Origin of the sequence: Haladaptatus sp. DYF46 (assembly GCF_021083305.1) — an archaeon.
Taxonomy (GTDB): domain Archaea; phylum Halobacteriota; class Halobacteria; order Halobacteriales; family Haladaptataceae; genus Haladaptatus.
Genome location: NZ_JAJFAY010000006.1, coordinates 105,679 through 126,457, shown reverse-complemented (window position 1 = coordinate 126,457; position 20,779 = coordinate 105,679). Strand labels below are relative to the sequence as shown.

The window sequence follows — 20,779 nt, the reverse complement described above, 5'->3', positions numbered from 1 at the left end:
GGTTATAGGTAGAGGTCCTCCTCTTCGTTCATGATGGTCACGTAGAAGATGGCGCTCGCCATCGCAAGCACGATCATCACCATCCCGATGGTGTATGCGCGGGCGAAGTTCAGTTTGACATACGCGACTTGGTACGTGAGGATACTCAACAGCATGGTTCGGGTCCCGGGACCGCCGCCGGTTAGCTCGAACGGCTGGGCGAACTCGGCAATGTTCCACGCCGTGCGGAGCGCGAGAACGATGATGGTCGGCGTGATGAGGTGGGGGAGCGTGACATCACGGAACCGACGGAGCCGCCCGGCACCCGCCAGCGCGGCGGCCTCGTACTGGTCGCTCGGGATGTTGATGACGGCGGCCGAGTAGATGATACCCGCGTACCCGAAGTCGTGCCACGCCTGTGCCACGATCATGGAGATGTACGGCCAGTATCCTTGGGAGAGGAACGACGGTGCGTTCTGTATCCCGATGTCGGCCAAAAATTTGGCGAGGAATCCGAAGTCGGGGCTCAGGAACCACATCCAAACGACCCCGCCCGCGAGCGGTGCGGAGAAGTACGGGGACATGATGATCGCGCTCAACCACTCCCGGGAGCCTTCCCTGACTTCGCTCAGGAGGATGGCCGCAAGCATACCAAGCCCGAGTTGGAGAAGCGTCGTCGAGAAAACGAAGACGATAGACCAACCAAGGGCGAAGACGAACAGGTCGTTTGTAATCATCCACTGATAGTTTTCGAGGCCGATGAAACTCCCGCCACCACCGAGTTGGGCGTTTGTAAACGTCAACCACACTCCCTGAACCATGGGAATGTAGAACAGCAAGGCGAACATTATGAACGTCGGGAGTATGAACAGGTAACCGGTCCAATTCCGTTTCAGACGGTCCCAGACCGACTCCTCAGTCAGTCCGTACTTCCGTCGAATTTCTTCGGCACTCTGTGCAGCTTGCGCCATGTTACCTAAACACTGGATACCCCCTGTCAAAAAGATTTGGATAGTTATTCGTGTAACAGTTGTCGACGATTCAGCTGGACCGATTATTTGTTCTGTTCCTTTAACGTTTTCTTGATCTTCTGGTTGATCTTCTTCGGAGCTTCCTCCGCGGAAACCTGACCTGCTATGGCCGACGAGATGGTCTTGTTGATGTTATTCCAGCGAATATCACTGGTTCCCTTCACGTCCCACGCCGCTCCGGTCGTCGCGTATTGGCTTCCGTACTTGTCCACGTTATCGATGGCCGTCGTGGTCCACGACGCGAGTTTGTCGCCGTACTGTTCGGTCAGCTTGTCGCTCATCGGGGCGTAACCGGGAATCGCCTCGTAGTACTCGCCCCACGCGGGAAGCGCGAAGTCTTCGTCGGTGAGCAGGTACATGTTGAGGTCCCACGCCGCTTTCTTTTTCTTGTCGCTGGTGTCGAGGATCGACGTCTGCTGTTCTACGGCCCACATGTGACCGCCGTGTTCCCCGGAGACACCTTCGAGTTCGGAAATACCGACCTTGGAGCCGTAGTCCGGGTCGAGTTTCGGGTCCGGCAGCAACATCACGTCACCGTCGCCGCCCTGCCACCCGAACTTGACGTCCGATTTGACCTGCCGCCAGCGGTTTGCGGTCGGCGTCGCGTACATGAAGGACGCGACGCGGTCGGTGAGCATGAGCGACGGTATCTCCTCGTCACCCCGCGACGCGGACTTCTTGCTCGAGAACTTCTTCGCGAGCTTGATGCAGTTTTTGACCATGCCGTCGGTCTTCGGCGCGTCCTTGTGGTCGCTCCCGACGACTATGTCCGGGTTTTTCGGGTCGCCGCGAATCCACGGGTCGGTCCCGTCGGTGTATGCGGTCCGTGCCTCGCCCCAGTAGGATTCGAGGTCGTTGTAGACGCCCGTCTCCTCCCAGGCGATGATGTCCTGGTTCTTGTCGATCTTTTCGAGATAGCCGTAGAAATCGCTCCACGTGGCGAGGTCCTTCTTCGGGTTGCTGACACCCGCCTTCTTGAACGCTTGCACGTTGATCCCGAGGTTGGTGTTCGTGTGGCGCTGTGCACCGCCGGACCAGTAGTCCCCGCGGAACTGGGCGGATTCCTTGTTCGCGGCGGTCAGGTTGTCGGGCATGCCCTTCGTCTTCTCGTAAAACGGCTTGTGATTGGGCACTTTCCCCTGATTGAAGAATTTCAGTCCGAGTGCGCCTCCCTCCGCTATCGCCGGTGGGTTCCCGGCGTTGACGGTCGAGGACAGTTTCGTCTTGATGTCCCCGTATGAGACCGCTTGCAGGTTGATCTTTACCGACCCGTTTTTCTCCTGGAAATCCTTCATCGAATCCTGATAGTGCTTTCGAATGTCGGAGTTCTCGGCGGCCATCCCGGAGATGAACTGGATGGTGGTCGAACCGGAGCCGCCACCGCCGTCGTTGTTTCCATCTCCATCGTTGTTTCCGTCTCCGCCGTTGCCGTCGCCGTCGTTTCCACCGCTGGAGCAACCGGCGAGGGCACCGAGTGCCCCCGTCGCGGCCGTGGCACCCGTTCCCTTGACAAATGTCCGACGGGAAAGGGACCTGTCTTCGTTCTGGCCAGTGTTATCTAATGGCATCCCATCATTACTTGAACAAGAGGGTATAATAAACTTTGCCGATTAATCATCGTTCACTTCGCTCCAAACAAAACCTCGATGATTCGATTCGAAACCGACGAACCACGATAAACCTAAGGCCGGGGGCAGTCACGGAATAGGCATGACAAACGGTGATGGATTCGAACTCCTCGGCGACGTGCGGGCGGTGTGCGACGTCGTCGATTCGACGCTCGGGCCGTTCGGCGCGAACAAACTCGTCGTAGAGGCGGACGGGACGGTCACGACGACGGCCGCCGGGTCCGCCGTTATCGAGAGACTCGACGTCTCGAACCCCTCTGTAGAACTCCTCCGTACGGGGGTCGAGGGATTTCACGAGGTACACGGGGACGGCGCGAGTTCGGTCGTGACGGTGCTTGGGGGTCTTCTCCGCGAGGCGAATCGGCTGGCGGAACTGGGATGTCACCCGACGGTCATCGAGCGGGGATATCGCGCGGCGATGACCGTGGCGGACGAGTACGTCGGAACGCACGCACGCCCCCTTTCGGCGGTCGGCGCGGAGGCCGTTGCGGCGACGGCGTTGACCGGAACGCGTGACCCGGCAGTTCGCGAGATGACCGCGTCCCTCGTCACCGAGGCGGTCGATACCGTTCTCGCTGCCGCAGAACCGGGGTCCGACGTCGGTCGAAACGTGACGGTGGTCTCGCACGTCGGGGCGGCGTCCGCCGAATCGAAACTCGTCCCCGGCGTCGTCGTCGATACGTCACCGGACGTCCGGTCGATGCCGCGGAACGTCGGAAAGGCCGGTGTCGCGGTGCTCTCCGGCAAGGTCGATGTCCCTCACGTTTCCGAACTGGACGGGTCCGAGCGCGCCTTCTCGGTGGACGGGTTCGAGACCCGTGCGGCCGTGGGCGACCGGGAGCGCGCGTCGTTCATCGAAACGTTGGATCGCGTCGTCGACGCGGGGTGTCGGGCGGTTTTCACGACCGGTGGGGTCAACGACCGCGTCGTCACCATGCTCGCCAACCGGGGTATCATCGCGTTCTCGGCGCTCGACGAAGCGGACATCGCCCTCCTCGCGCGTGCGACGGGAGCGGTGGTCGTCCCCTCGTTGGATGACGTCTCCCGGGAGACGCTCGGTGACGGCTCCGTCTTGGTAAATCGCCACGCGGGTCACGACATGGTTCACGTCCGGGCGGATACTTCCCCCGTCTACACGCTGTTCTGCCGCGCACCTGACCCTCGTTCGACCGACGCCTTCGAGCGGTCGGTCGAGGCTGCCGTCCATGCGGCCGCCACCGCGCGGACGGACGGACGCGTCGTCCCCGGAGCAGGGGCGGTCGAAGTCGGTGCGGCCCGAGCGATTCACGACCACGCACCGTCCGTCGCCGGGAAGGAGCAACTCGCCGTCGAAGCGTTCGCGGACGGGCTCCTCGCGGTACCACGGGCGCTCGCTCGGAACGGCGGATTGGATGGCTGGACGGCCATCGCCCGTCTCGTGGCTGCACACTCTACGGGTCGTGATGCGATCGGGGTGGACTCCACCCGTGGCGAGATACGAGACGTCCTCACCGAGAGCCCGGTCGCCGAACCCGCGGCACTCCGACGCGCCGTTTGGAACACCGCCACCGACCTTGCAATCCGATTCCTGCGGGTCGACGAGCAAATCTTCGCCGGGAATCTCGGCGACGAGGACGACTCCGTCGCCCCGCGCCGCTGATCACTCGTGTTCGGTTCGGGGGGTGAACCGTTCCCCGTCGACGTTGGGAAAGAGCACTGCGTCGACGGTCAACAACTGTTCGGCGACGGAACGGGCGGTTTCGGTGGCCTGTGAAAAGATTCGACGCGGTTCGACGATACCCGTATCGTAGGCGTTCGCGAGGTTGCCCGTTTCCAAATCGAGGCCCAACGGAAGTGGGTCGTCCCCCGCGTGTGCGGTACGAAGTGCAGCGACGGCGTCGACGGGATCGAGCCCCGCGTTCCGCGCGAGTTCTTCCGGGACGACTTCCAACGCGTCGGCGAACGCTTCGACGGCGAGTTGTTCCGTTCCGGAGACGGAGCGAGCGAACCGTCGTAGGTCGACCGAAACGGCCGTCGCGGCGGCACCAGCGCCGGGAAGCAACTGCCGGTCGATGGCCGCCACGGAGGCGACTTCGAGGGCGTCTTCGATGGTGCGTTCCCGCTCGATTCTGGCAGTTTCCGTCTCGGTACCCGCGATGAGCGTGTAGACGGGACCGTCGCAGTCGTCGAAGACCGCCCACTTCTCGTCCTCGCGTACGAGTTCCGTGACCCGCCCCGCCGTCCCGAGGACGTCGCGCCCGATGTCCTCACAGTTGGACACGACGCGTGCACCCGTCGCGCGTGCGAGGCGGTGGACGTCGGATTTCGGATACTGTGCCCGATCCACGACGACGACTCCGCGAGCTTCGAGTGCCCCGACGACGGCGTCCTCGACTTCGTCCCGACAGACGAAGACGTCGACATCGAGTTCGTCGATACGCTCTACGAACGCGCTCCGACGTTCGGCGAGTACTCGGCTGTCGGCGGTGCGTTGGTCGGGGGAGACGGTGGACTCACCGAAGGACGTTGCGGCCTCGCCGAAGGCGGGCGTTTCGTCCATAATAGCGACCGTCGCGTCCGCGAGTTCTCCCTCGACGGCCGGTTCCCAGTCGAACTCGACGTGAACGTCCTCGTGCTCGCGGGCCGCGCCCGGGAGCCGTCGGAGGACGACCCCTCGATGGAGGCGGCCGGTCGCGCCGGTTCCGACGACCACCGCGACGTCGTCCGTGTCGAACCAACTGCCGTCGGCCGCGGTGGCGAGCGAGGCGACGGCTTCGGCGACGAGTTCCGCGTAGCGTTCGCGGGCGTCGTTGTCGAGGTCCGCGGTCATCGCGGTCGAGGCGACACGAGCGAGCGTATCACGGTCGTCGGGCGTGCACTCCCGTGCGAGCGAATCGAGGACATCGCCGGTTCGCTGGGCCGCTATCGCGTACCCGACGACGATGGTGCTCGGGTGGAGACCCTGCTCGATCAGGTCGAGGCCGCCACGGATGAGTTCGTCCGCGAGGAGAACTGCGGTCCCGGTGCCGTCGCCGAGCGACCGTTGCACCGAGTCGACGCTGTCGACGAACAGGGCGGCGACGGGGTCGTTGAAACCGTCGCCTCGTTCGACCGCGGCGAGTATCTCTTCGGCGCTCCCGGTCAGTACCGCTTCCGGTTCCCCCTGTAGGTCGTGTGTCTCGACGAGCTTTTCGAGGCCGTACGGACCGATGGTGGAGCGGACGAGCGAAGCGACCTGCTGCGTGGTCCGGCGAATGTATTCACGCGCCTCCTCGTCTCGGAGCGTCCAGTCGCTCCTGTCGACGCCCTCGACATCGTGTTCCGTTCCATCGACATTCATTGACACGGCTTTTGCAAGTGGAACGTATAAACTTGCCCACCCACCGCCGTTCGGGGGACGAACGACGGGTCGGGGAGGAGTCGCCGGTTACTCACACCGATGCGGAAACGATGGCCCGATAGCGCTCCTCGGCGCGTTCCCGGTCATCCTCCGAGAGGTCGACGAGGGGTTCGCGGACGGGACCACCGTACCGTCCCACGAGGTCGAGACCGTACTTGACGGCCGGGACGTTGTTCGCGGAACCGAACCGATTGTTCGCGCCCGTCTCCTGCCGGAGGTCCTCGTAGGACCGAAGCCGGTCGCGGATTTCCTTCGCCCGGGACAAATCGCCGCCTTCGAGCGCCTCCTGAAGGGCGAGCACCTGTTCGGGGACGAAGTTCCCGATGCCGGTCGAGAACCCCTCGGCACCTTCGAGGGAGAACGACGGAGCGTACCGCTCGGCGATGCCGTTGATCCAGACGATGTCGCCGGGAGTCGTTCGCACGCCGTCCGAGAACGCGGCGATGTCCTCCACGGCGTACTTGACCGCGACGACGTTCTCGCGGGCGGAGAGTTCACGGATGTGGTCGTGCGTGAGTTCCGGCCCGCGTTTGTAGAGGACGACGCCGAGGTCGGTGTGGTCGGCGATGGTACGATAGTAATCGAGGACGCCCTCCTCGTGGACGTACGTGTGGACGGGATGCATCACCATGACGGCGTCCGCTCCCGCGTCGGCGTACCGGTCGGCGAGCATCGTCGCATTCTTCGTGCTCCCGCCGACGCCGCCGACGGTAGTTCCCCCTTCGCCGAAGGCTTCGGCGGTCGTTTCGACGACGGCGGCCCGCTCTTCGTTGGAGAGGGAGTAGTATTCGCCGGTGTTCCCGCACGGAACGATCACCTCCGCGCCCGCATCCCGGATGAATTCGACGTTCGACGCGAGTTCGTCGTGTCGAACCGCCTCGCCGTCTTCGGTGAACGGTGTCGGATTGGTAAACGCGACGTTTCGGAGGTCCTGCCTCAGCGATCCGTAGTCCATTGGTATCACGTGACGTACTACTAGGGAACTACAAAAAGACTTGCTTCCAGGAGCGGTCGTTTTCCCTCATCGCCCCCGAAGCGAGGATTAATGGAGCGGTGCGTCAACGACCCACATATGCGTATCACAGATATGGAAGTTATCCCGGTCGCACACCGGGAACCCCGTCTCCGAAACTCGTGGGGCGGTCATAGCGACGTCGCGGCACGAACGATACTCCGCCTCACGACGGCGGACGGGGAGGTCGGTATCGGAGAGACGTACGGGGACCAGAGCGACACCCTCGAAAACGTCCGCCGCCTCGTCGAAGGAGCGAACCCCTTCGAGCGAAAACCCCTCGAACTCAAACTCCAAGACCCGATGGTTTACGGTGCGATCGACACCGCCCTCTACGACCTCATCGGCCGCTCGCTGGACGAACCGGTGTACAACCTCCTCGGCGGAAAGGTCCGTGACGAGGTGGAGTTCTCGGGGTACCTCTTTTACAAACAGGAGGACTCGAACCCCGATTCGGCCGCCGTCGCCGGATACGAGGTGCTGTCCGCGGAGGACATGGTCCGCGAAGCACGGGAGTTCGTCGAACTGGGCGGCTTCGAGACCCTGAAGGTGAAAGGCGGCGTCCTCGAACCCGACGAGGAGGTTCGAACCCTCGAACTGCTGGCCGAGGAGTTCGGCGAGGACACGCCGCTCCGAATCGACCCGAACGGAACGTGGAGCGTCGAAACGACCGTCGATATCGCCCGACGCTTGAGGGAGTCCGACCTCTCCATCGAATTCCTCGAAGACCCCGTCCCGACCCTGAACGCCCACCAGCGATTGAAGGAGTACGTCGATTATCCCATCGCGACGAACATGTACGTCGTGGATTTCGACGAGATAGCGCCCGCGGTTCGACGGGAAGCCGTCGACGTCATCCTCTCGGACCACCACTACTGGGGCGGTCTGTCGGGGAACGTCGACTTGGACAGGGTCGCACGGACGTTCGACCTCGGTGTCGGGATGCATTCGAACTCCCACCTCGGCGTCAGCATGGCGGCGATGGCGCACGTCGCGGCCGCGATGCCCACGGTTCGATACGCCTGCGATTCCCACTACCCGTGGATGGTCGACGACGTCATCGAGACGCCCTTTACGTTCGAGGACGGCTGTATCACGCCCGAAGGCCCCGGTCTCGGCGTCGAACTGGACGAGGACAAACTGGAGCGAGCGCGGCGACGGTACGAGGAATCCGACCCGCTCGCGTACTCCAGCGTCGGTTCGATGGCCACCGAGTACGCGAGCGCGATGAACGACATCGGCCGAAGCGACTGGCTGCCGAACAAACCCCGGTGGTGATACCGTGCCAGTAGGATCGATACGACGTGTGAGCGGACAGAACGCGGCTATCGCGACGGCGGCCGCCGCCAACAAGGGTGGGTCCATCCTGATGGGGACGGTCATGGCCATCTACGTCGGCCGCGTCGGAACCCCGTTCGCCGTCGGTCTCGTGACGGCGACCTACTTCTTCGGTTTGATGGTGTTCTCCCCGATATGGGGCGCTATCGCGGACGTTACGGGTCGCCGGCGAACGGTGTTGGTCCTCTCCGCGGCGTGTGCGGCCGTCGCAATACTCCCATTGACGTTCGTCGGGGGTGTCGGGATATCGCTCGGATTCCGCACCCTGTTCGCCGTATTCGCGGCCGGCTTTCTGCCCGTGATGCTGACGGTCGTCAGCGAACGGGGCGGCGATTCGGAGCGCGGCCGAGCGGTGGGCCTGTTTTCGAGCGCCGCCGCGGTGGGGTTCATGCTCGGCCAGTTCACCTCCGGGGCGCTCATCGAACTGTTCCCTCGTTCGACCATCTACCTCCTGATAGCTGGCTTCGCGGCCATCGTCGCCGTCGCCTGCCTCGCCGTCGAGGACCCGACGCCCGACCAGAATCGCGAGGTTACTTTCGGTCTCATTGCACAGAAAACGGCCAACCGACTCGTTCCGACCACGGGTATCGACCACCTGCAAACGAACGGTCTTCAGTGGTTGTACGTCGCCTCCTTCCTCCGAAGCGTGACCGTCCTGGGGATGACGAGTCTACTTCCCGTCTATCTCGTCTCGAACGTCGGGGTCTCCCCGTTCGTGATGGGCGTCCTCCTCGCGATCAATCCGGCCGTCCAAATCGCCGGGATGTACCTGATGGGCCGGCTCTCCGACCGCGTCGGCCGGAAGCGCCTCATCGTCTCCGGTCTCGTCGGGAGCGGCGGCTACACGCTCCTTCTCGGCCTCACGGCGATGCCGGGGACGCTCTCGGGACAGGTGCTCCTCGCCGGACTCGGCCTGTTCTGTCTCGGCACTTCCTTCTCCGCGCTCCAGACGGGCATCATCTCCTTCATCGGGGACGTAGCCCCCACCGACCGCGAATCCGAACTCATCGGCCTCCGGTCGACGGCACGCGGTTTCGGCGGGGTCGTCGCGCCCCCGCTATTCGGCTTCTCCGCGATGGTGGTGGGGTTCCAAACGACGTTCCTCGCCGCGACCCTCCTTTCGTGGATGGGTGCGGCGCTGGTGATTCGTTTCGTCTCCGAGAGCTACGCACCGACCGGGGCGACGGGGATGCCAGCCGTCGACTGACCGTCGAGGGAACCGTCCGAACCGAACGCGAAGGCGGACGGAGTCGCGCCGCGGCGGAACAGTTATACCGTTCTCGTGGAACGAGTCGTTCGTAATGGTGCGAACGATACTGGTACTGAAGTCGGGGACGCACGGAATGCCGATCGAGGAGTACGCGGCGGCGATACGTGAGCGAGTGCCGGACGCCGAAGTCGAATTGGCGCGAACACGCGGCGAGGAACTCGAAAAGATCCCCGACGCGACGGTCGTCACGAGCAAGCGAATCGACGACGAACTGCTGGCGAACGCGGAAAAAATGCGGCTGTTCGCGTGCTATTCCGCCGGATACGAACACCTTCCCCTCGCGGAACTCGAATCGCACGGCGTCGCGGTGACGAACGGCTCCGGAATCCACGCGCCGAACATGGCCGAACAGGTCCTCGGGAACTTGCTCGTGTTCACACGCCGCCTCGACGAGGGATGGCGTCGACAACGGGACCGCCGGTGGGAGCACTACCAAGCCCACGAACTCAAGGGTGCGACCGTCACCGTCGTCGGCCTCGGTGCCATCGGACGGGCGATCGTCGAGCGGTTGGAACCGTTCGGGGTCGAGACCATCGGCGTGCGATACACGCCCGCCAAAGGCGGCCCGACCGACGAGGTGGTCGGATTCGACGGCCCCGGGTTCGAGTCGGCGCTCGCACGGACCGACTACGTGGTTCTCGCGTGCCCGCTGTCGGAGACGACGGAGGGGCTCATCGGTGCGGAGGAGTTCGACATCCTCGCTCCCGACGCCGTCCTCGTCAACGTCGCCCGCGGACCGGTCGTCGATACCGACGCGCTGCTCGACGCCGTGCGGAGTAACCAACTTCGCGGCGCGGCGCTGGACGTGACGGATCCCGAACCGCTTCCCGAAAACCACCCGCTGTGGAACTTCGAGAACGTTCACATCACCCCCCACATGGCCGGACATACCCCGGAGTACTACGACAGATGTGCCGACATTCTCGCACGCAACTTGGAGCGGGTGGACGAGACCGGGGAATACCGCGAGTTGGAGAATCAAGTGGCGGGGCCGGAGTAGGAAGAAATCGCGAGGTTTCATCCCTCGTACAGGCGACGAAGCGCGGCCAGGCGTTCGTCCCGTCGACGCGTCACCGCGTCCGGGGAGTCGTAGTCGTGAAACCCTGCGCCGTCGGCGATTCCCCCGCGCCCACGGTCGAGGTAGTCGTCGAAGAGCGCACTCGGTTCGTCGTCGTCACAGAGGTGCGGGTAGAGTTCGTCCGTGACCGTGCGAAACAGGTCCAGACCGGCGATGTCCATCGTCTCGAACGGGCCGACGACCGACGTTCGACGGGCGTAGCCGTCGCGGATGGCGGTGTCGATGTCCTCGATGGAAGCCACGCCCTCCGCGGCGAGATGCATGCACTCCCGGACGACGGCGCTCTGGATGCGGTTCCAGACGAACCCCGGAACGTCGCGCTCGACGACCACCGGTTTTCGGTCGACGTCTTCGACGAACGCCGCGGTCCGGTCCATCGTCTCGTCGGACGTCTCCGCGCCGCGGACCACCTCGACCGGTTCCAGCAGGTAGGGCGGGTACCACCAGTGGCAACCGACGATTCGATCCCCGCAACTCGGCGCACCGTCGGCGATGTCGGTGACGCGGAGACTGGAGGTGTTGGAGGCGAGAATGGCGTCTTCAGAGGCCACATCGCCGATACGCTGAAACAGCTTCCGTTTGGCTTCGAGGTCCTCGGTGACGGTTTCGAGGACGAAGTCGGCATCGCGGACGGCCGCTTCGAGGTCGGTTCGGAAGGTCACGTCGGCGAGCGCGTCCTCGGATTCGACGGGTGTGAGGTTTCGTTCGTCCAGAAACGACACGACGTCCCGGATTCGTTCGCGGGCACTCTCGAGGTTCGACTCGCGGTGATCGTAGAGCGCGACGGATCTTCCGTTGAGCGCGAAATGAGCCGCGAAGCCGTGTCCCATGTTCCCCGCGCCGATGACCGCAACGTCCGTTATCGGATTCATCGTGGGTGAGAGCGTGCGTCGCACCCACTAAACTGTACCGTCGCTCGAAATCCGACGATCATCACGTCCGTTCGAAAGAGACCGAAAATGGCTATATTAATATAGTAAATATTATTACTATTCTATATTATATTATAATATTGTTCAATAATTATTTGGTTACTCACTTAGACTGTAATACTATGCCAAGAAGTAACAAAGGCATCGATCGTAGAGGGATGATGAAGTACTCCACGCTCGCGAGCGCCGGACTGCTCGGGTCGTTCGCAGGATGTACCGACATGGGGGGCGGTGGAAGCGGGGGCGGAGGGTCGAAGGACTTCACGAAGAAGGCGAAGAAGATAGGCTTCGCCGACGACTGGCAGAAGCGTCGCATGACGTCGCTCGACGAGTGGAAGATCGGGGACCGAAAAGCGGTCCCGTCCGAAAAGAAGCTCACGAACAAGCAGGCGTGGAAGGATTCGAAATCGCTCAAGTCCTCGCCGTTCAAGCTCCCGGACGGGTGGAAGGACGTCGTCGGCGACGTCAGTGAACTCCAGATTCTCAACTTCGGGTCGCTGAAGTACGACCCGGCCACGGTGGCGACTTACGCCCTGTTCGAGGACCGGTCGGGTATCACGCTCAACCCGCTCGAAATCGTGGTCGACCAGGCCATCCCGAAGGAGACTGCGTTCCTGCAGGCCGGGAAGGGGAAACCAGAGATGTTCGACGTGGTCATCACCGACTCGCTTTCGTCGTTCGTCTCCGGGAACAACCTCGAGTCGCTCGATGCACTGATGCCCAAAGAGGAGATGTGGGAGCCGTATCAGCCGGTGATGAAGAGTTCGCTCAAGTACAAGGACCACCTCTACGCGGGGCCGACCTACCTGGAAGCCAGCCTCATCCACGTCCGCCCGGACCTTCTGAAGAAACAGGGGGTCCCCGAGAAATCGCGGAAGGCCATCCTCGACGGAACGTGGACGTGGGACGATTTGGAAGCCGCGATGAAGGCGTTCGAGGGCACCGGGACGTACGCGTGGGCCTATCGCGGATCCTCACGAGTCTACACCATGCGGGACTTCATGAAGATGTTCTACCAGGCGGGCGGTCAGTTCATGGACGACAGCGGGACGGTGACGGTGAACAGCAAACCGGCCCAGGTCGCGCTCGAAAAGATGGTCGAGTGGCGCGACAAGGGATGGGTACCGGACGAGGTGGTCAATTACGGACAGGGCGACTTGGCCGACGGCTTCCTCTCGGGTCAGTTCGCGATGGTCCCCGTGTACGGCGACCTCGTGCCGAAGGCGATGGCGAAGTTCAAAAAGGACGGGCAGTACACGCCGACGCTCAGCCCGAAAGGCGGAAAAGACGCGCCGAATCCGACTCGGGCAGGCATCGCGTCCCCCACCGGCCTCGGCATCAACGTTAACGCGCCGACGAAGAAGAAACTCGCCGCGATGCTCTACCTCGACACCCGACTCAGCCTCACGAGCCAGTGGTGGGAGTTCGTCGTCGAGGGCAACCAATCGTACTCCAAGGACGTCTACACGGAAGCGGCGAAAACCAACTCCGCGAACTACGCGGAGATTCGCGGCGAGCAGATGAAGTTGAACAAGGCCGAGGTCTTCCCGCAGGAACGACCCATCAAGCAACACGTGAGCCAGGAATGCCAGAAGGCCCTCGCGGGTGACGTGTCCCCGAAGAAAGCGCTCGACAACGCACAGGACTACGTCGACAAAGTCCTCGGGCAGTAATCATCCCATGTCATATGAAACAGACACCACGTTCGGCGAGCCCGATACGGCGTACGAGGAGGTGAAGTACCGCCTCTCCCAGTTCGTCAACGACCACATCCTCCTCGTCCTTTTGGGACCGGCCCTGGTGGTCATCACGGCCATCTTCATCTATCCGGTACTCCAACTGTTCAGGCAGTCGTTCTACCTGACCCTCCCGGGCGTTCCGAGTCGGTTCATCGGCCTCGGGAACTACACCGACATGCTCGGACGGGACGAGTTCTGGACGTACTTTCGACACACGTTGGTCTACTCGTTCGGGTCGCTCGCGCTGAGCCTCGGCGGCGGGCTCTGTGTCGCACTGGCCATCAATCACGTGACCCACCGACGACTCCGGAACACCTACTCGACGGTGATGATGTTCGCGTGGGCCATCCCCATCGCCGTCGTCGCCCTCATCTGGAAGTGGATATTCACCGGCAACAAACTGGGCCTGATAAACATGATCCTCATGGACCTCGGCATCCTCGACCAGCCGTACGCGTGGTTGGCCCAGCAAAACCTCGCGATGGCGATCGTGACGTTCACGGACGCGTGGGCTCGACTGCCGTTCGCGATGATCGTCCTGCTGGCGGGCCTGCAGTCCATTCCGAACCACATGTACGACGCGGCGAAGGTCGACGGGGCCACGACGTTCCAGACGTTTCGCGCCATCACGCTTCCGTACCTGCGGCCGTACATCGCCATCGTCGCGCTCATGAACTGGATGTTCGCCTTCCGCGCGTTCGCCATCATCTTCCCGCTGTCACGGGGCGGTCCCGGAACGCGGACGACGGTGTTCAGCCTCTACATCTATCGGGAGGGGATGATCAACTTCGACTACGGATACGCGTCGGCCATCGCGACGTTCATCATCCTCATCTCCTTGATCGTCGCCGTGATTTACGTCACGAAGATCATGGGAGGTGTTCAGGACGAATGAGCACGCCGAACGAAGGATACGAACGGATCAGCTACGAGAGCAAACAGCGGTTCTGGGACGTCGTCGAGAGTCCGTACATCGTGCATCTTGTGCTCGCGCTCGCGGTGCTGAGCGTCATCGTTCCCCTGTTCTGGGAGCTGCTCACGTCGTTCAAGACGAACGGTGCGGTGTACAACCTCCACTACCTTCCTCGTAACCCGACGTTGAAGTCGTACTACGAGGTTCTCATCGGCCAACAGTACTGGAAGGCGCTCCTGAACAGTCTCATCATTTCGTCGGTGACGACGGCAGTCGTGATGGCCCTCGCCACCCCGGCGGGGTACGCGTTCAGCCGCTATCGGTTCCGTGGCGACAACATCATCTTCATCGGGGTGTTGTTCTCGCGACTGTTCCCGCCCATCGGCCTCGTCGTTCCGTACTACCAGATCATGTCGTGGGGAGGGTTGCTGAACACGCTGCCGGGAATCATCATCGCCCAGATTTACCTCTGGTTGCCGTTGATGATTTACATCATGCGGAACTTCTTCATGTCCATCCCGCCCGCCTTGGACGAGTCGGCGCGGGTGGACGGCTGTACGAAGTTCCAAGCGTTCTGGAAGATAGCGTTGCCGCTCGCGGCCCCCGGCGTCGCCGCGTGTGCCATCCTCACCTTCCTCTACTCGTGGCGGGAGTTCCTCTTCTCGCTCATCGTGACGACGGACTTGCAATCCATGCCGATTTCCGTCGCCGTTTTCAAATTCGTCGGCGACGTTTCGGTCCAGTGGGCTGGCCTCGCCGCCGCGAGCATCGTCGCCGTCCTTCCGACCATCCTCATCGTCCTGTTCTTCCAACGCTACATCGTGAGCGGCCTGACGGCGGGGGCGTTGAAGGAATGACCGAACAGACAACGAGCCACCAACGAACGGAGCCAACAGAATGAGTGAAAGCGAATCCGAAAACACGGCACGGCAGAGCATCGACGACGAACCGAGCGACCACAACGTCCGAATCGACGAGTTCACGAAGGTGTACCGATCCGGTGGCGAGGACGTCGTCGCGGTCGAAAACCTCAACATCGACGTTCGCCGCGGTGAGTTCCTCGTGTTCGTCGGCCCCTCGGGATGCGGAAAGACCACTACCCTTCGAACCGTTGCCGGCTTGGAGGAAGCCACCGAAGGCCGCATCTGGATCGAGGGGAACGACGTCACCGGAAAGGATCCCCGGGAACGGGGTATCGCGATGGTGTTCCAGAACTACGCGCTCTACCCGCACATGACGGTTCGAGAGAACATGTCGTTCCCGCTTCGCATCCGGAACTACCCCGACGACAAGGTGGATTCTCGGGTCGAGGAGGCCGCCAGCCTCCTCTCCATCGACGACCTGCTGGAGCGCAAGCCGAGCGAACTCTCCGGCGGGCAACAACAACGCGTCGCGTTGGGTCGCGCCATCGTCCGCGAACCCTCGGTGTTCCTGATGGACGAACCGCTGTCGAACCTCGACGCGAAACTCCGCGTTCAGATGCGGACGGAGCTGAACGAGATTCACAAGCGCGTCGGAAAGACGACCATCTACGTGACACACGACCAAGCGGAGGCGATGACGCTCGGCGATCGCGTCGTCGTGTTGAACGACGGGAAACTCCAACAGATAGGACCGCCACAGCACCTCTACGACAATCCCACGAACCAGTTCGTCGCGGGCTTCATCGGTGAACCGCCGATGAACTTCGTTCCGGTGGACCTCCGCGAGACGGCGAACGGGTACGAGGCGCACGCCGACGGCCTGTTCACCATCGACCTGCCCGAACAGCACGTTCGCGCCGTGGACGAGTGGGACGGGCCGCTCCACTCCGTCACCCTCGGCATCCGACCCGAGGACCTTCACGACGCGGAATCCGACGGCCAGCGTCACGGCGGGACCTTCGAGGCGTTCGTCAAAGTCGTCGAGCCGATGGGGTCCGATAAGTTCCTCACGCTCACGCCGCCCGACGGCGGCATCGAGTTCACGGCTCGCGTCGTCCCCAACAGCAACGCGGCCGAGGACGCCACCATCTCCCTCTCACCGAACGTGGACAAGATACACCTCTTCGACGACGACACCGGGCAGAACGTCACGTCGAAGTGAACGTACCCCGCGGCTCGACCGCGGGGGCTCGGTGTTTTCCGTAGACGGCTCGCCCCGTCCCCCGAATTAGACCCGACGGAGACGGTCGAGCGCGTCGACGATGGTCGAGTTCCCGCCGAAGGCACCCGCCTTGGTAACGATGGGCGTTCCGTCGGCCTCCCCGCCGCGAACCTCACCGACGGGGACGCCGACGTCGATTTCCTCGCCGCCGAGGGCGACCCCGTCCGCGTCGAGTCGGTCGAGGACGCTCTTCGCGACGGAACCGCCGGTGAGAAACAGTCCGTCGGGGTCCCGTCCCTCCCACACGGTTTCGGCGGCGATACCGAGCGCGGCGGTCACTCGCTCGCGGGCGTCGCGTCCCGAGACGTTCTCCCGTCTCGCCGTCTCCAGCGTTGCGGCGACGGTATCGCCGTCGCGCGCTGCCGTGAGGACGACTGTCGGTTCCGTTGCAAGTCGTTCGAGGCATTCGACGGCGGCATTCCTCGCGGCGTCGTCGGGGGCGCTCACGGCGGTTCGGGCGTCGAGTCGGACGACCTGATTCTCGGGGACCGCCCCGAGTTGCGTCAGCGTCCTCGGGTTCACGCTCCCCGCCACGCCGAAGGCGACACCGCTGGGGTCCGCGGCGACGGATGGGGACTCCGCTGTGGGTTCGCCGGGGCAACGGACGTGCTCGGCGAGTCCGGCGCTTCCGACCAGAAGGACGTCCCCGTCGTACCCGTGGGCACCCGCAGCGACGGCGTCGAGGTGCGAATCGTGAACGATATCGAAGACGACGATGTGACGGTCGTGGGGTTCGACGTCGTCGGGGGGAAGAAGCGCTTCGCCGATCGAGCGCCCGGAGACGCGTTCGATACCTGCGTGGGCGACCGGACCGCCTATCTGTTCTCGAACGAGGCGCGGTACGTGTGCGGTCCCGATTCCGCTGTCCGGGTCCGACCCGACCTCCGTATCGGTGAGGAGTTCGCCGCCGACGAGGTGGTAGCCACACGCGGTGAGGCGGTCGTTCGTGGGATGTGCCGGTGCGACGGCCGTCGCGTCGGCGTCCATGGCGTCGTGAGCGGCGGCGATTTCGACGCCGAGGTTCCCGCGGAGCGTCGAATCTACCTTCTTATAGACGACCGCAGCGTCGGTGGATTCGACGACGCTCCGGACCCGGGAGGCCGCCTCGTCGGCGGCAGCGTAGCGCGAATCGGTGTCGACGACGATGACCGCCGCCTCCGGGTCGTCGAAGTCCGAATCGAGTCGGACGACGGTCTCGTACCCTCGTCCGGCGAACGAGTGTCCCGTGTCCATCGCCCCGGTCAAGTCGTCGGCGACGACGAGGGTGCGGTCAGCGGTCATCGACCCGCGTGGACGCCGTCGATTTCGTCGCGGAACGGAGTCTCGGACGATGGCAAACCGGGGGAGAACCCGACCGTTTGTTCACTGATAATCTCGGCTGGGGATGGTCCGGTGTATCGGTGTCTATCATGTTCACCCCTTCCCCCCCGAAGAATCTTAGTTCTACCTCCCGCCGAAACCGTGCCGACGGGAAACTGCAAAATACCCGGTCCCCTCAGTGATGAGTGTATGTCCGACAGTGGAGGAACGAACGAGTATCGACCGGTCACCGTCGAGGGAAAGACGGCCGTCGTAATCGGCGGCACGAGCGGCATCGGGCGAGCGATCGCGATCGGCTTTGCGAAGGACGGCGCCGACGTCGTCGCGACGAGTCGGTCCGAGTCGCGCGTCGGGGACACCGCCGAAACCCTCCGTTCGGAGGGTGCAGACACCGTCGAAATGACGTGCGACGTCACCGTTCGGGAAACGCTCGAAACCGTGCGGGAGACGGTCGACGCCGAACTCGGCGGGACCGACGTTCTCGTGAACTCGCCCAGCAGTATCGCACGAAGCGATATCGCGGACGCAACCGACGCCGAGTGGGATGCGGTCTTCGACGTCCAACTCGACGGCACGCGCCGCGCGACACAGGTGTTCGCTCCCGGGATGGAGGACGGAAGCATCATCAACGTCGCCTCCCTCTCCGCAGAACTGGCGATGCCGGAACTCGCCGCGTACTCGACCGCAAAGGGGGGACTCGACGCCTTCACGCGCGTCGCCGCACAGGAGTTCGCCCCCGAGGTGCGTGTAAACGCCGTCCGTCCCGGCTTCATCGAATCGAAGCAGACGGAAGGGGTCTACGCGGAGGGGATGCCGCGCCACGACCGTATCGCGGAGCGAACCGCTGCGGGGCGTCTCGGCCATCCGGAGGAGATAATCGGCGCGGCGATCTACCTCGCAAGCGATGCAGCGTCGTACACGACCGGCGAGATACTCACGGTCGATTCGGGGTTCACGGCGAACACCTTCGTCTGGGACTGAGTCGTGCGCTAAAATGAGGAGGTTCGGGACGAATCAGTCGTCGTCTTCCTCCCGGTCGAGCCAGAAGTCGAAGGACCGTCCCGGAGCGAACACGTCCAAGCCGACGGCGCGTTCGTCGCCCGTGTTCTCGACGCGATGGGCCTCCCACGAATCGAGCCACACCGAATCGTTCTCGCCGAGCGTCACCTCGTCGTCCTCGGTGTAGACCGTCATCTCACCCTGTAGCACGAGACAGACCTGTTCGTTCTCGTGGTCGTGCATCGCCGAGGAGTGTCCGGGGGGCTTTTCGAACCATTCGAAGGTGAACTCCTCGCTGCCCGCCATCGAGACGCGTCGCCAGCCTTTCTCGGGTTCGTACGATTCCGCCTCGTCGAAGAACGTCGGTTCCATGGTCGTTCGCTCCCACTCGATCGAACGTCAAAAGTGTGTGGGAGAAGGCACGGTGTAAGATTTATATCCGCCCGATGAGCTATGGTAGGTTATGACGTACGGGCCCAAGAAAATCGTCGACCTCATCGAGGAGAGCGGGTGGTCGTACCCCGTCACGACGACACGACTGGAACGGAAACACGCGCTCGCGAACATCCGAATCGACGAACGCGGAAACTCGATGATGCTCGGGGAACTCCTCGCGGAGGGCGACATCGACCGGTTCGAGGACGAAGACGACCTCTACGTGAAAATGGAACCGCTGTTCGAAGCGGAGAGACGGAAGCGAAACGTCGGTATCATCGGCAAACTCAAACGAATCGTCCTCGGGACGTACACACGGTGACGAGACGATGAACAAACTGCGCACGACGGCGATATTCGGCGGCGCGGTTCTCCTCATCGCCGCGGCATGGGGGGTTCTCGAATACGGTTCGACGGCCGGTTTCGAACCGTTCGCGTGGATAGCGCTCGTCGCCGCCCTCGTGGCGATAGCGCCGGACGCCATCTCCCTCGCGAAACACACGGTTTACCAATTCCTGCGCGAGTCGAAGGCCGCGGACGCCCGCGCCGGGACGAAGGACCGGTACTTCAGGTCCACCGAAACGTTTCGCGGGCGCGAGGAGGTTCTCGATAGCGTCCGCGACGCCGTCAACGGGACCGATAGTTACGAGGACGTCGCCGCCAACGATTTCCCGGAGGGAACCGGCCTCTCGGTCACCCACGCCGGATTTCACAACTCGTTCGTGCGCGTCGACGCGGCGGGTAGACTCGTCCTCGCGGGTGCCTCGAAGCGGACGGCGGACCTCGCCGACGATATCGCGACGACTCTCGACACGTCCTTCGACCAATCGTGGGCGAACCCGATGCGTAATCGTAAACCCATCACGGGCGGGTTTCGCATCCTTCTCGCCGTCGCCCTCCTGACGGCCACGGGTCTCGGTGTCGGCGCAGTCGCCGCCGCCGGATATCCCTCGAACGCGTACAACCCCCTCGAAAAGGTCGTTCTCTCGTCGTACGACGCCCGTGAGACGGTGACTCCCGGAATAAGCGAGACGGATGCGGCCATCGGCAAGGCCGGGTTCCGTGTGGACATGCTTCGGGAGTCGAGCGTCGAAATCGGGTGGAACGACGGCGACCCCATCCGTCTCATCGATACCGGATTGGCCACCTACTCGGTCGCGGGAGACACCCGGTCGTCGATAGCGGACCTACGGGGTCGGAGCCTCACTCCCACACAGCGGGCCCGCATCGATGGTATCGCCACCGACCTCCGTGAGGCCGAGACGAGCGCCGCAACGACCCTCCGAAAGCGAGCAGGCGACCGGGAAAACGAGGTCGCGTCGAGGGGTATCCGCGAGATAGCGAACGCCCTCGGTGATCATCGTGCTGGAACGGCAGGTGCCTCGCTCTCCATCACCATGCCGAAGGGGAACACCGAAATCTCGTTGCGGAAAATAGACACCGGCGGTGTCGGCAACGGAACCGCGACGAACGGATCGACTTCGAACGGCGCGGCGGCTAACGGGTCCGCCTGACAGAACGTCCGACCAGTCCCCTTCCTGCTCGTCCTGAGGAACCGTTTTGTGGGATGGGTGCACACCA

Annotated in this window: 18 protein-coding genes; 11 read left to right on the top strand and 7 right to left on the bottom strand. The window is 63.2% G+C overall.

Going from position 1 to position 20,779, the window contains the following annotated elements:
- Nucleotides 1-2: 2 nt before the first annotated feature.
- Both LJF34_RS22445 and LJF34_RS22440 read right to left on the bottom strand, forming a co-directional pair.
- Complete coding sequence (locus tag LJF34_RS22445) at nt 3-950, bottom strand: sugar ABC transporter permease (RefSeq protein ID WP_231187996.1); 948 nt, start codon at nt 948-950, stop codon at nt 3-5.
- A gap of 83 nt (nt 951-1,033) precedes the next feature.
- Nucleotides 1,034-2,578: an ABC transporter substrate-binding protein gene (locus tag LJF34_RS22440; RefSeq protein WP_231187995.1), complete on the bottom strand. Its 1,545-nt coding sequence runs from the start codon at nt 2,576-2,578 to the stop codon at nt 1,034-1,036.
- A gap of 142 nt (nt 2,579-2,720) precedes the next feature.
- Between LJF34_RS22440 and LJF34_RS22435 the strand changes: the two genes are divergently transcribed.
- Complete coding sequence (locus LJF34_RS22435) at nt 2,721-4,277, top strand: TCP-1/cpn60 chaperonin family protein (protein WP_231187994.1); 1,557 nt, start codon at nt 2,721-2,723, stop codon at nt 4,275-4,277.
- Here the strand turns inward: LJF34_RS22435 and LJF34_RS22430 are convergent, their stop codons facing one another.
- A complete protein-coding gene (locus LJF34_RS22430) occupies nt 4,278-5,957 on the bottom strand; it encodes a TCP-1/cpn60 chaperonin family protein (RefSeq protein ID WP_231187993.1) in 1,680 nt (559 codons plus the stop codon). It lies immediately after the preceding gene.
- Nucleotides 5,958-6,048: 91 nt separating this feature from the next.
- Nucleotides 6,049-6,972: a dihydrodipicolinate synthase family protein gene (locus LJF34_RS22425; RefSeq protein ID WP_231187992.1), complete on the bottom strand. Its 924-nt coding sequence runs from the start codon at nt 6,970-6,972 to the stop codon at nt 6,049-6,051.
- Nucleotides 6,973-7,089: 117 nt separating this feature from the next.
- Between LJF34_RS22425 and LJF34_RS22420 the strand changes: the two genes are divergently transcribed.
- The 3 genes from LJF34_RS22420 to LJF34_RS22410 all read left to right on the top strand — a co-directional run bounded on the left by LJF34_RS22420 (nt 7,090) and on the right by LJF34_RS22410 (nt 10,637).
- Entirely contained in the window at nt 7,090-8,307 is a 1,218-nt protein-coding gene (locus tag LJF34_RS22420) for an enolase C-terminal domain-like protein (RefSeq protein WP_231187991.1), read from the top strand.
- A 4-nt stretch (nt 8,308-8,311) separates the two neighbouring features.
- Entirely contained in the window at nt 8,312-9,574 is a 1,263-nt protein-coding gene (locus LJF34_RS22415; RefSeq protein ID WP_231187990.1) for an MFS transporter, read from the top strand.
- 94 nt (nt 9,575-9,668) lie between these two features.
- Nucleotides 9,669-10,637 (top strand): D-2-hydroxyacid dehydrogenase, encoded by a 969-nt coding sequence (locus LJF34_RS22410; RefSeq protein ID WP_231187988.1) that lies wholly within the window; start codon nt 9,669-9,671, stop codon nt 10,635-10,637.
- A gap of 17 nt (nt 10,638-10,654) precedes the next feature.
- Here the strand turns inward: LJF34_RS22410 and LJF34_RS22405 are convergent, their stop codons facing one another.
- A complete protein-coding gene (locus LJF34_RS22405; protein ID WP_231187985.1) occupies nt 10,655-11,587 on the bottom strand; it encodes a 3-hydroxyacyl-CoA dehydrogenase family protein in 933 nt (310 codons plus the stop codon).
- Nucleotides 11,588-11,769: 182 nt separating this feature from the next.
- Here LJF34_RS22405 and LJF34_RS22400 point away from each other — a divergent pair, with 182 nt between their 5' ends.
- The 4 genes from LJF34_RS22400 to LJF34_RS22385 are packed head-to-tail and all read left to right on the top strand — an operon-like array spanning nt 11,770 to nt 16,384.
- On the top strand, nt 11,770-13,320 hold the full coding sequence (locus LJF34_RS22400; RefSeq protein WP_231187983.1) for an extracellular solute-binding protein: 1,551 nt from the start codon (nt 11,770-11,772) through the stop codon (nt 13,318-13,320).
- 7 nt (nt 13,321-13,327) lie between these two features.
- Nucleotides 13,328-14,281: a sugar ABC transporter permease gene (locus tag LJF34_RS22395; protein ID WP_231187981.1), complete on the top strand. Its 954-nt coding sequence runs from the start codon at nt 13,328-13,330 to the stop codon at nt 14,279-14,281.
- Nucleotides 14,278-15,156, top strand: a complete 879-nt coding sequence (locus tag LJF34_RS22390; RefSeq protein WP_231187979.1) for a carbohydrate ABC transporter permease — start codon at nt 14,278-14,280, stop codon at nt 15,154-15,156. Before LJF34_RS22395 ends, LJF34_RS22390 begins: the two co-directional genes overlap by 4 nt.
- A gap of 40 nt (nt 15,157-15,196) precedes the next feature.
- Complete coding sequence (locus LJF34_RS22385) at nt 15,197-16,384, top strand: ABC transporter ATP-binding protein (RefSeq protein WP_231187977.1); 1,188 nt, start codon at nt 15,197-15,199, stop codon at nt 16,382-16,384.
- A 66-nt stretch (nt 16,385-16,450) separates the two neighbouring features.
- On the opposite strand, the gene LJF34_RS22380 is transcribed toward LJF34_RS22385, so the two are convergent.
- Nucleotides 16,451-17,725, bottom strand: a complete 1,275-nt coding sequence (locus tag LJF34_RS22380; RefSeq protein ID WP_231187976.1) for a four-carbon acid sugar kinase family protein — start codon at nt 17,723-17,725, stop codon at nt 16,451-16,453.
- Nucleotides 17,726-17,953: 228 nt separating this feature from the next.
- Here LJF34_RS22380 and LJF34_RS22375 point away from each other — a divergent pair, with 228 nt between their 5' ends.
- Nucleotides 17,954-18,745 (top strand): SDR family oxidoreductase, encoded by a 792-nt coding sequence (locus tag LJF34_RS22375; protein WP_231187974.1) that lies wholly within the window; start codon nt 17,954-17,956, stop codon nt 18,743-18,745.
- Nucleotides 18,746-18,778: 33 nt separating this feature from the next.
- Here LJF34_RS22375 and LJF34_RS22370 read toward each other — a convergent pair whose 3' ends face one another.
- Complete coding sequence (locus LJF34_RS22370; protein WP_231187973.1) at nt 18,779-19,135, bottom strand: cupin domain-containing protein; 357 nt, start codon at nt 19,133-19,135, stop codon at nt 18,779-18,781.
- Nucleotides 19,136-19,226: 91 nt separating this feature from the next.
- Here LJF34_RS22370 and LJF34_RS22365 point away from each other — a divergent pair, with 91 nt between their 5' ends.
- A complete protein-coding gene (locus tag LJF34_RS22365) occupies nt 19,227-19,520 on the top strand; it encodes a hypothetical protein (protein ID WP_231187972.1) in 294 nt (97 codons plus the stop codon).
- A 7-nt stretch (nt 19,521-19,527) separates the two neighbouring features.
- Nucleotides 19,528-20,712: a hypothetical protein gene (locus LJF34_RS22360; protein WP_231187971.1), complete on the top strand. Its 1,185-nt coding sequence runs from the start codon at nt 19,528-19,530 to the stop codon at nt 20,710-20,712.
- Nucleotides 20,713-20,779 lie beyond the last annotated feature (67 nt).

What these genes read in the sequence shown, in the direction of transcription:
- LJF34_RS22385 (WP_231187977.1), top strand. Translation starts at nt 15,197, where the DNA reads ATGAGTGAAAGCGAATCCGAAAACACGGCACGGCAGAGCATCGACGAC.
- LJF34_RS22425 (WP_231187992.1), bottom strand. Translation starts at nt 6,972, where the DNA reads ATGGACTACGGATCGCTGAGGCAGGACCTCCGAAACGTCGCGTTTACC.
- LJF34_RS22365 (WP_231187972.1), top strand. Translation starts at nt 19,227, where the DNA reads ATGACGTACGGGCCCAAGAAAATCGTCGACCTCATCGAGGAGAGCGGG.
- LJF34_RS22430 (WP_231187993.1), bottom strand. Translation starts at nt 5,957, where the DNA reads ATGAATGTCGATGGAACGGAACACGATGTCGAGGGCGTCGACAGGAGC.
- LJF34_RS22380 (WP_231187976.1), bottom strand. Translation starts at nt 17,725, where the DNA reads ATGACCGCTGACCGCACCCTCGTCGTCGCCGACGACTTGACCGGGGCG.
- LJF34_RS22435 (WP_231187994.1), top strand. Translation starts at nt 2,721, where the DNA reads ATGACAAACGGTGATGGATTCGAACTCCTCGGCGACGTGCGGGCGGTG.
- LJF34_RS22390 (WP_231187979.1), top strand. Translation starts at nt 14,278, where the DNA reads ATGAGCACGCCGAACGAAGGATACGAACGGATCAGCTACGAGAGCAAA.
- LJF34_RS22395 (WP_231187981.1), top strand. Translation starts at nt 13,328, where the DNA reads ATGTCATATGAAACAGACACCACGTTCGGCGAGCCCGATACGGCGTAC.
- LJF34_RS22400 (WP_231187983.1), top strand. Translation starts at nt 11,770, where the DNA reads ATGCCAAGAAGTAACAAAGGCATCGATCGTAGAGGGATGATGAAGTAC.
- LJF34_RS22420 (WP_231187991.1), top strand. Translation starts at nt 7,090, where the DNA reads ATGCGTATCACAGATATGGAAGTTATCCCGGTCGCACACCGGGAACCC.
- LJF34_RS22440 (WP_231187995.1), bottom strand. Translation starts at nt 2,578, where the DNA reads ATGCCATTAGATAACACTGGCCAGAACGAAGACAGGTCCCTTTCCCGT.
- LJF34_RS22405 (WP_231187985.1), bottom strand. Translation starts at nt 11,587, where the DNA reads ATGAATCCGATAACGGACGTTGCGGTCATCGGCGCGGGGAACATGGGA.
- LJF34_RS22410 (WP_231187988.1), top strand. Translation starts at nt 9,669, where the DNA reads ATGGTGCGAACGATACTGGTACTGAAGTCGGGGACGCACGGAATGCCG.
- LJF34_RS22445 (WP_231187996.1), bottom strand. Translation starts at nt 950, where the DNA reads ATGGCGCAAGCTGCACAGAGTGCCGAAGAAATTCGACGGAAGTACGGA.
- LJF34_RS22375 (WP_231187974.1), top strand. Translation starts at nt 17,954, where the DNA reads ATGTCCGACAGTGGAGGAACGAACGAGTATCGACCGGTCACCGTCGAG.
- LJF34_RS22370 (WP_231187973.1), bottom strand. Translation starts at nt 19,135, where the DNA reads ATGGAACCGACGTTCTTCGACGAGGCGGAATCGTACGAACCCGAGAAA.
- LJF34_RS22360 (WP_231187971.1), top strand. Translation starts at nt 19,528, where the DNA reads ATGAACAAACTGCGCACGACGGCGATATTCGGCGGCGCGGTTCTCCTC.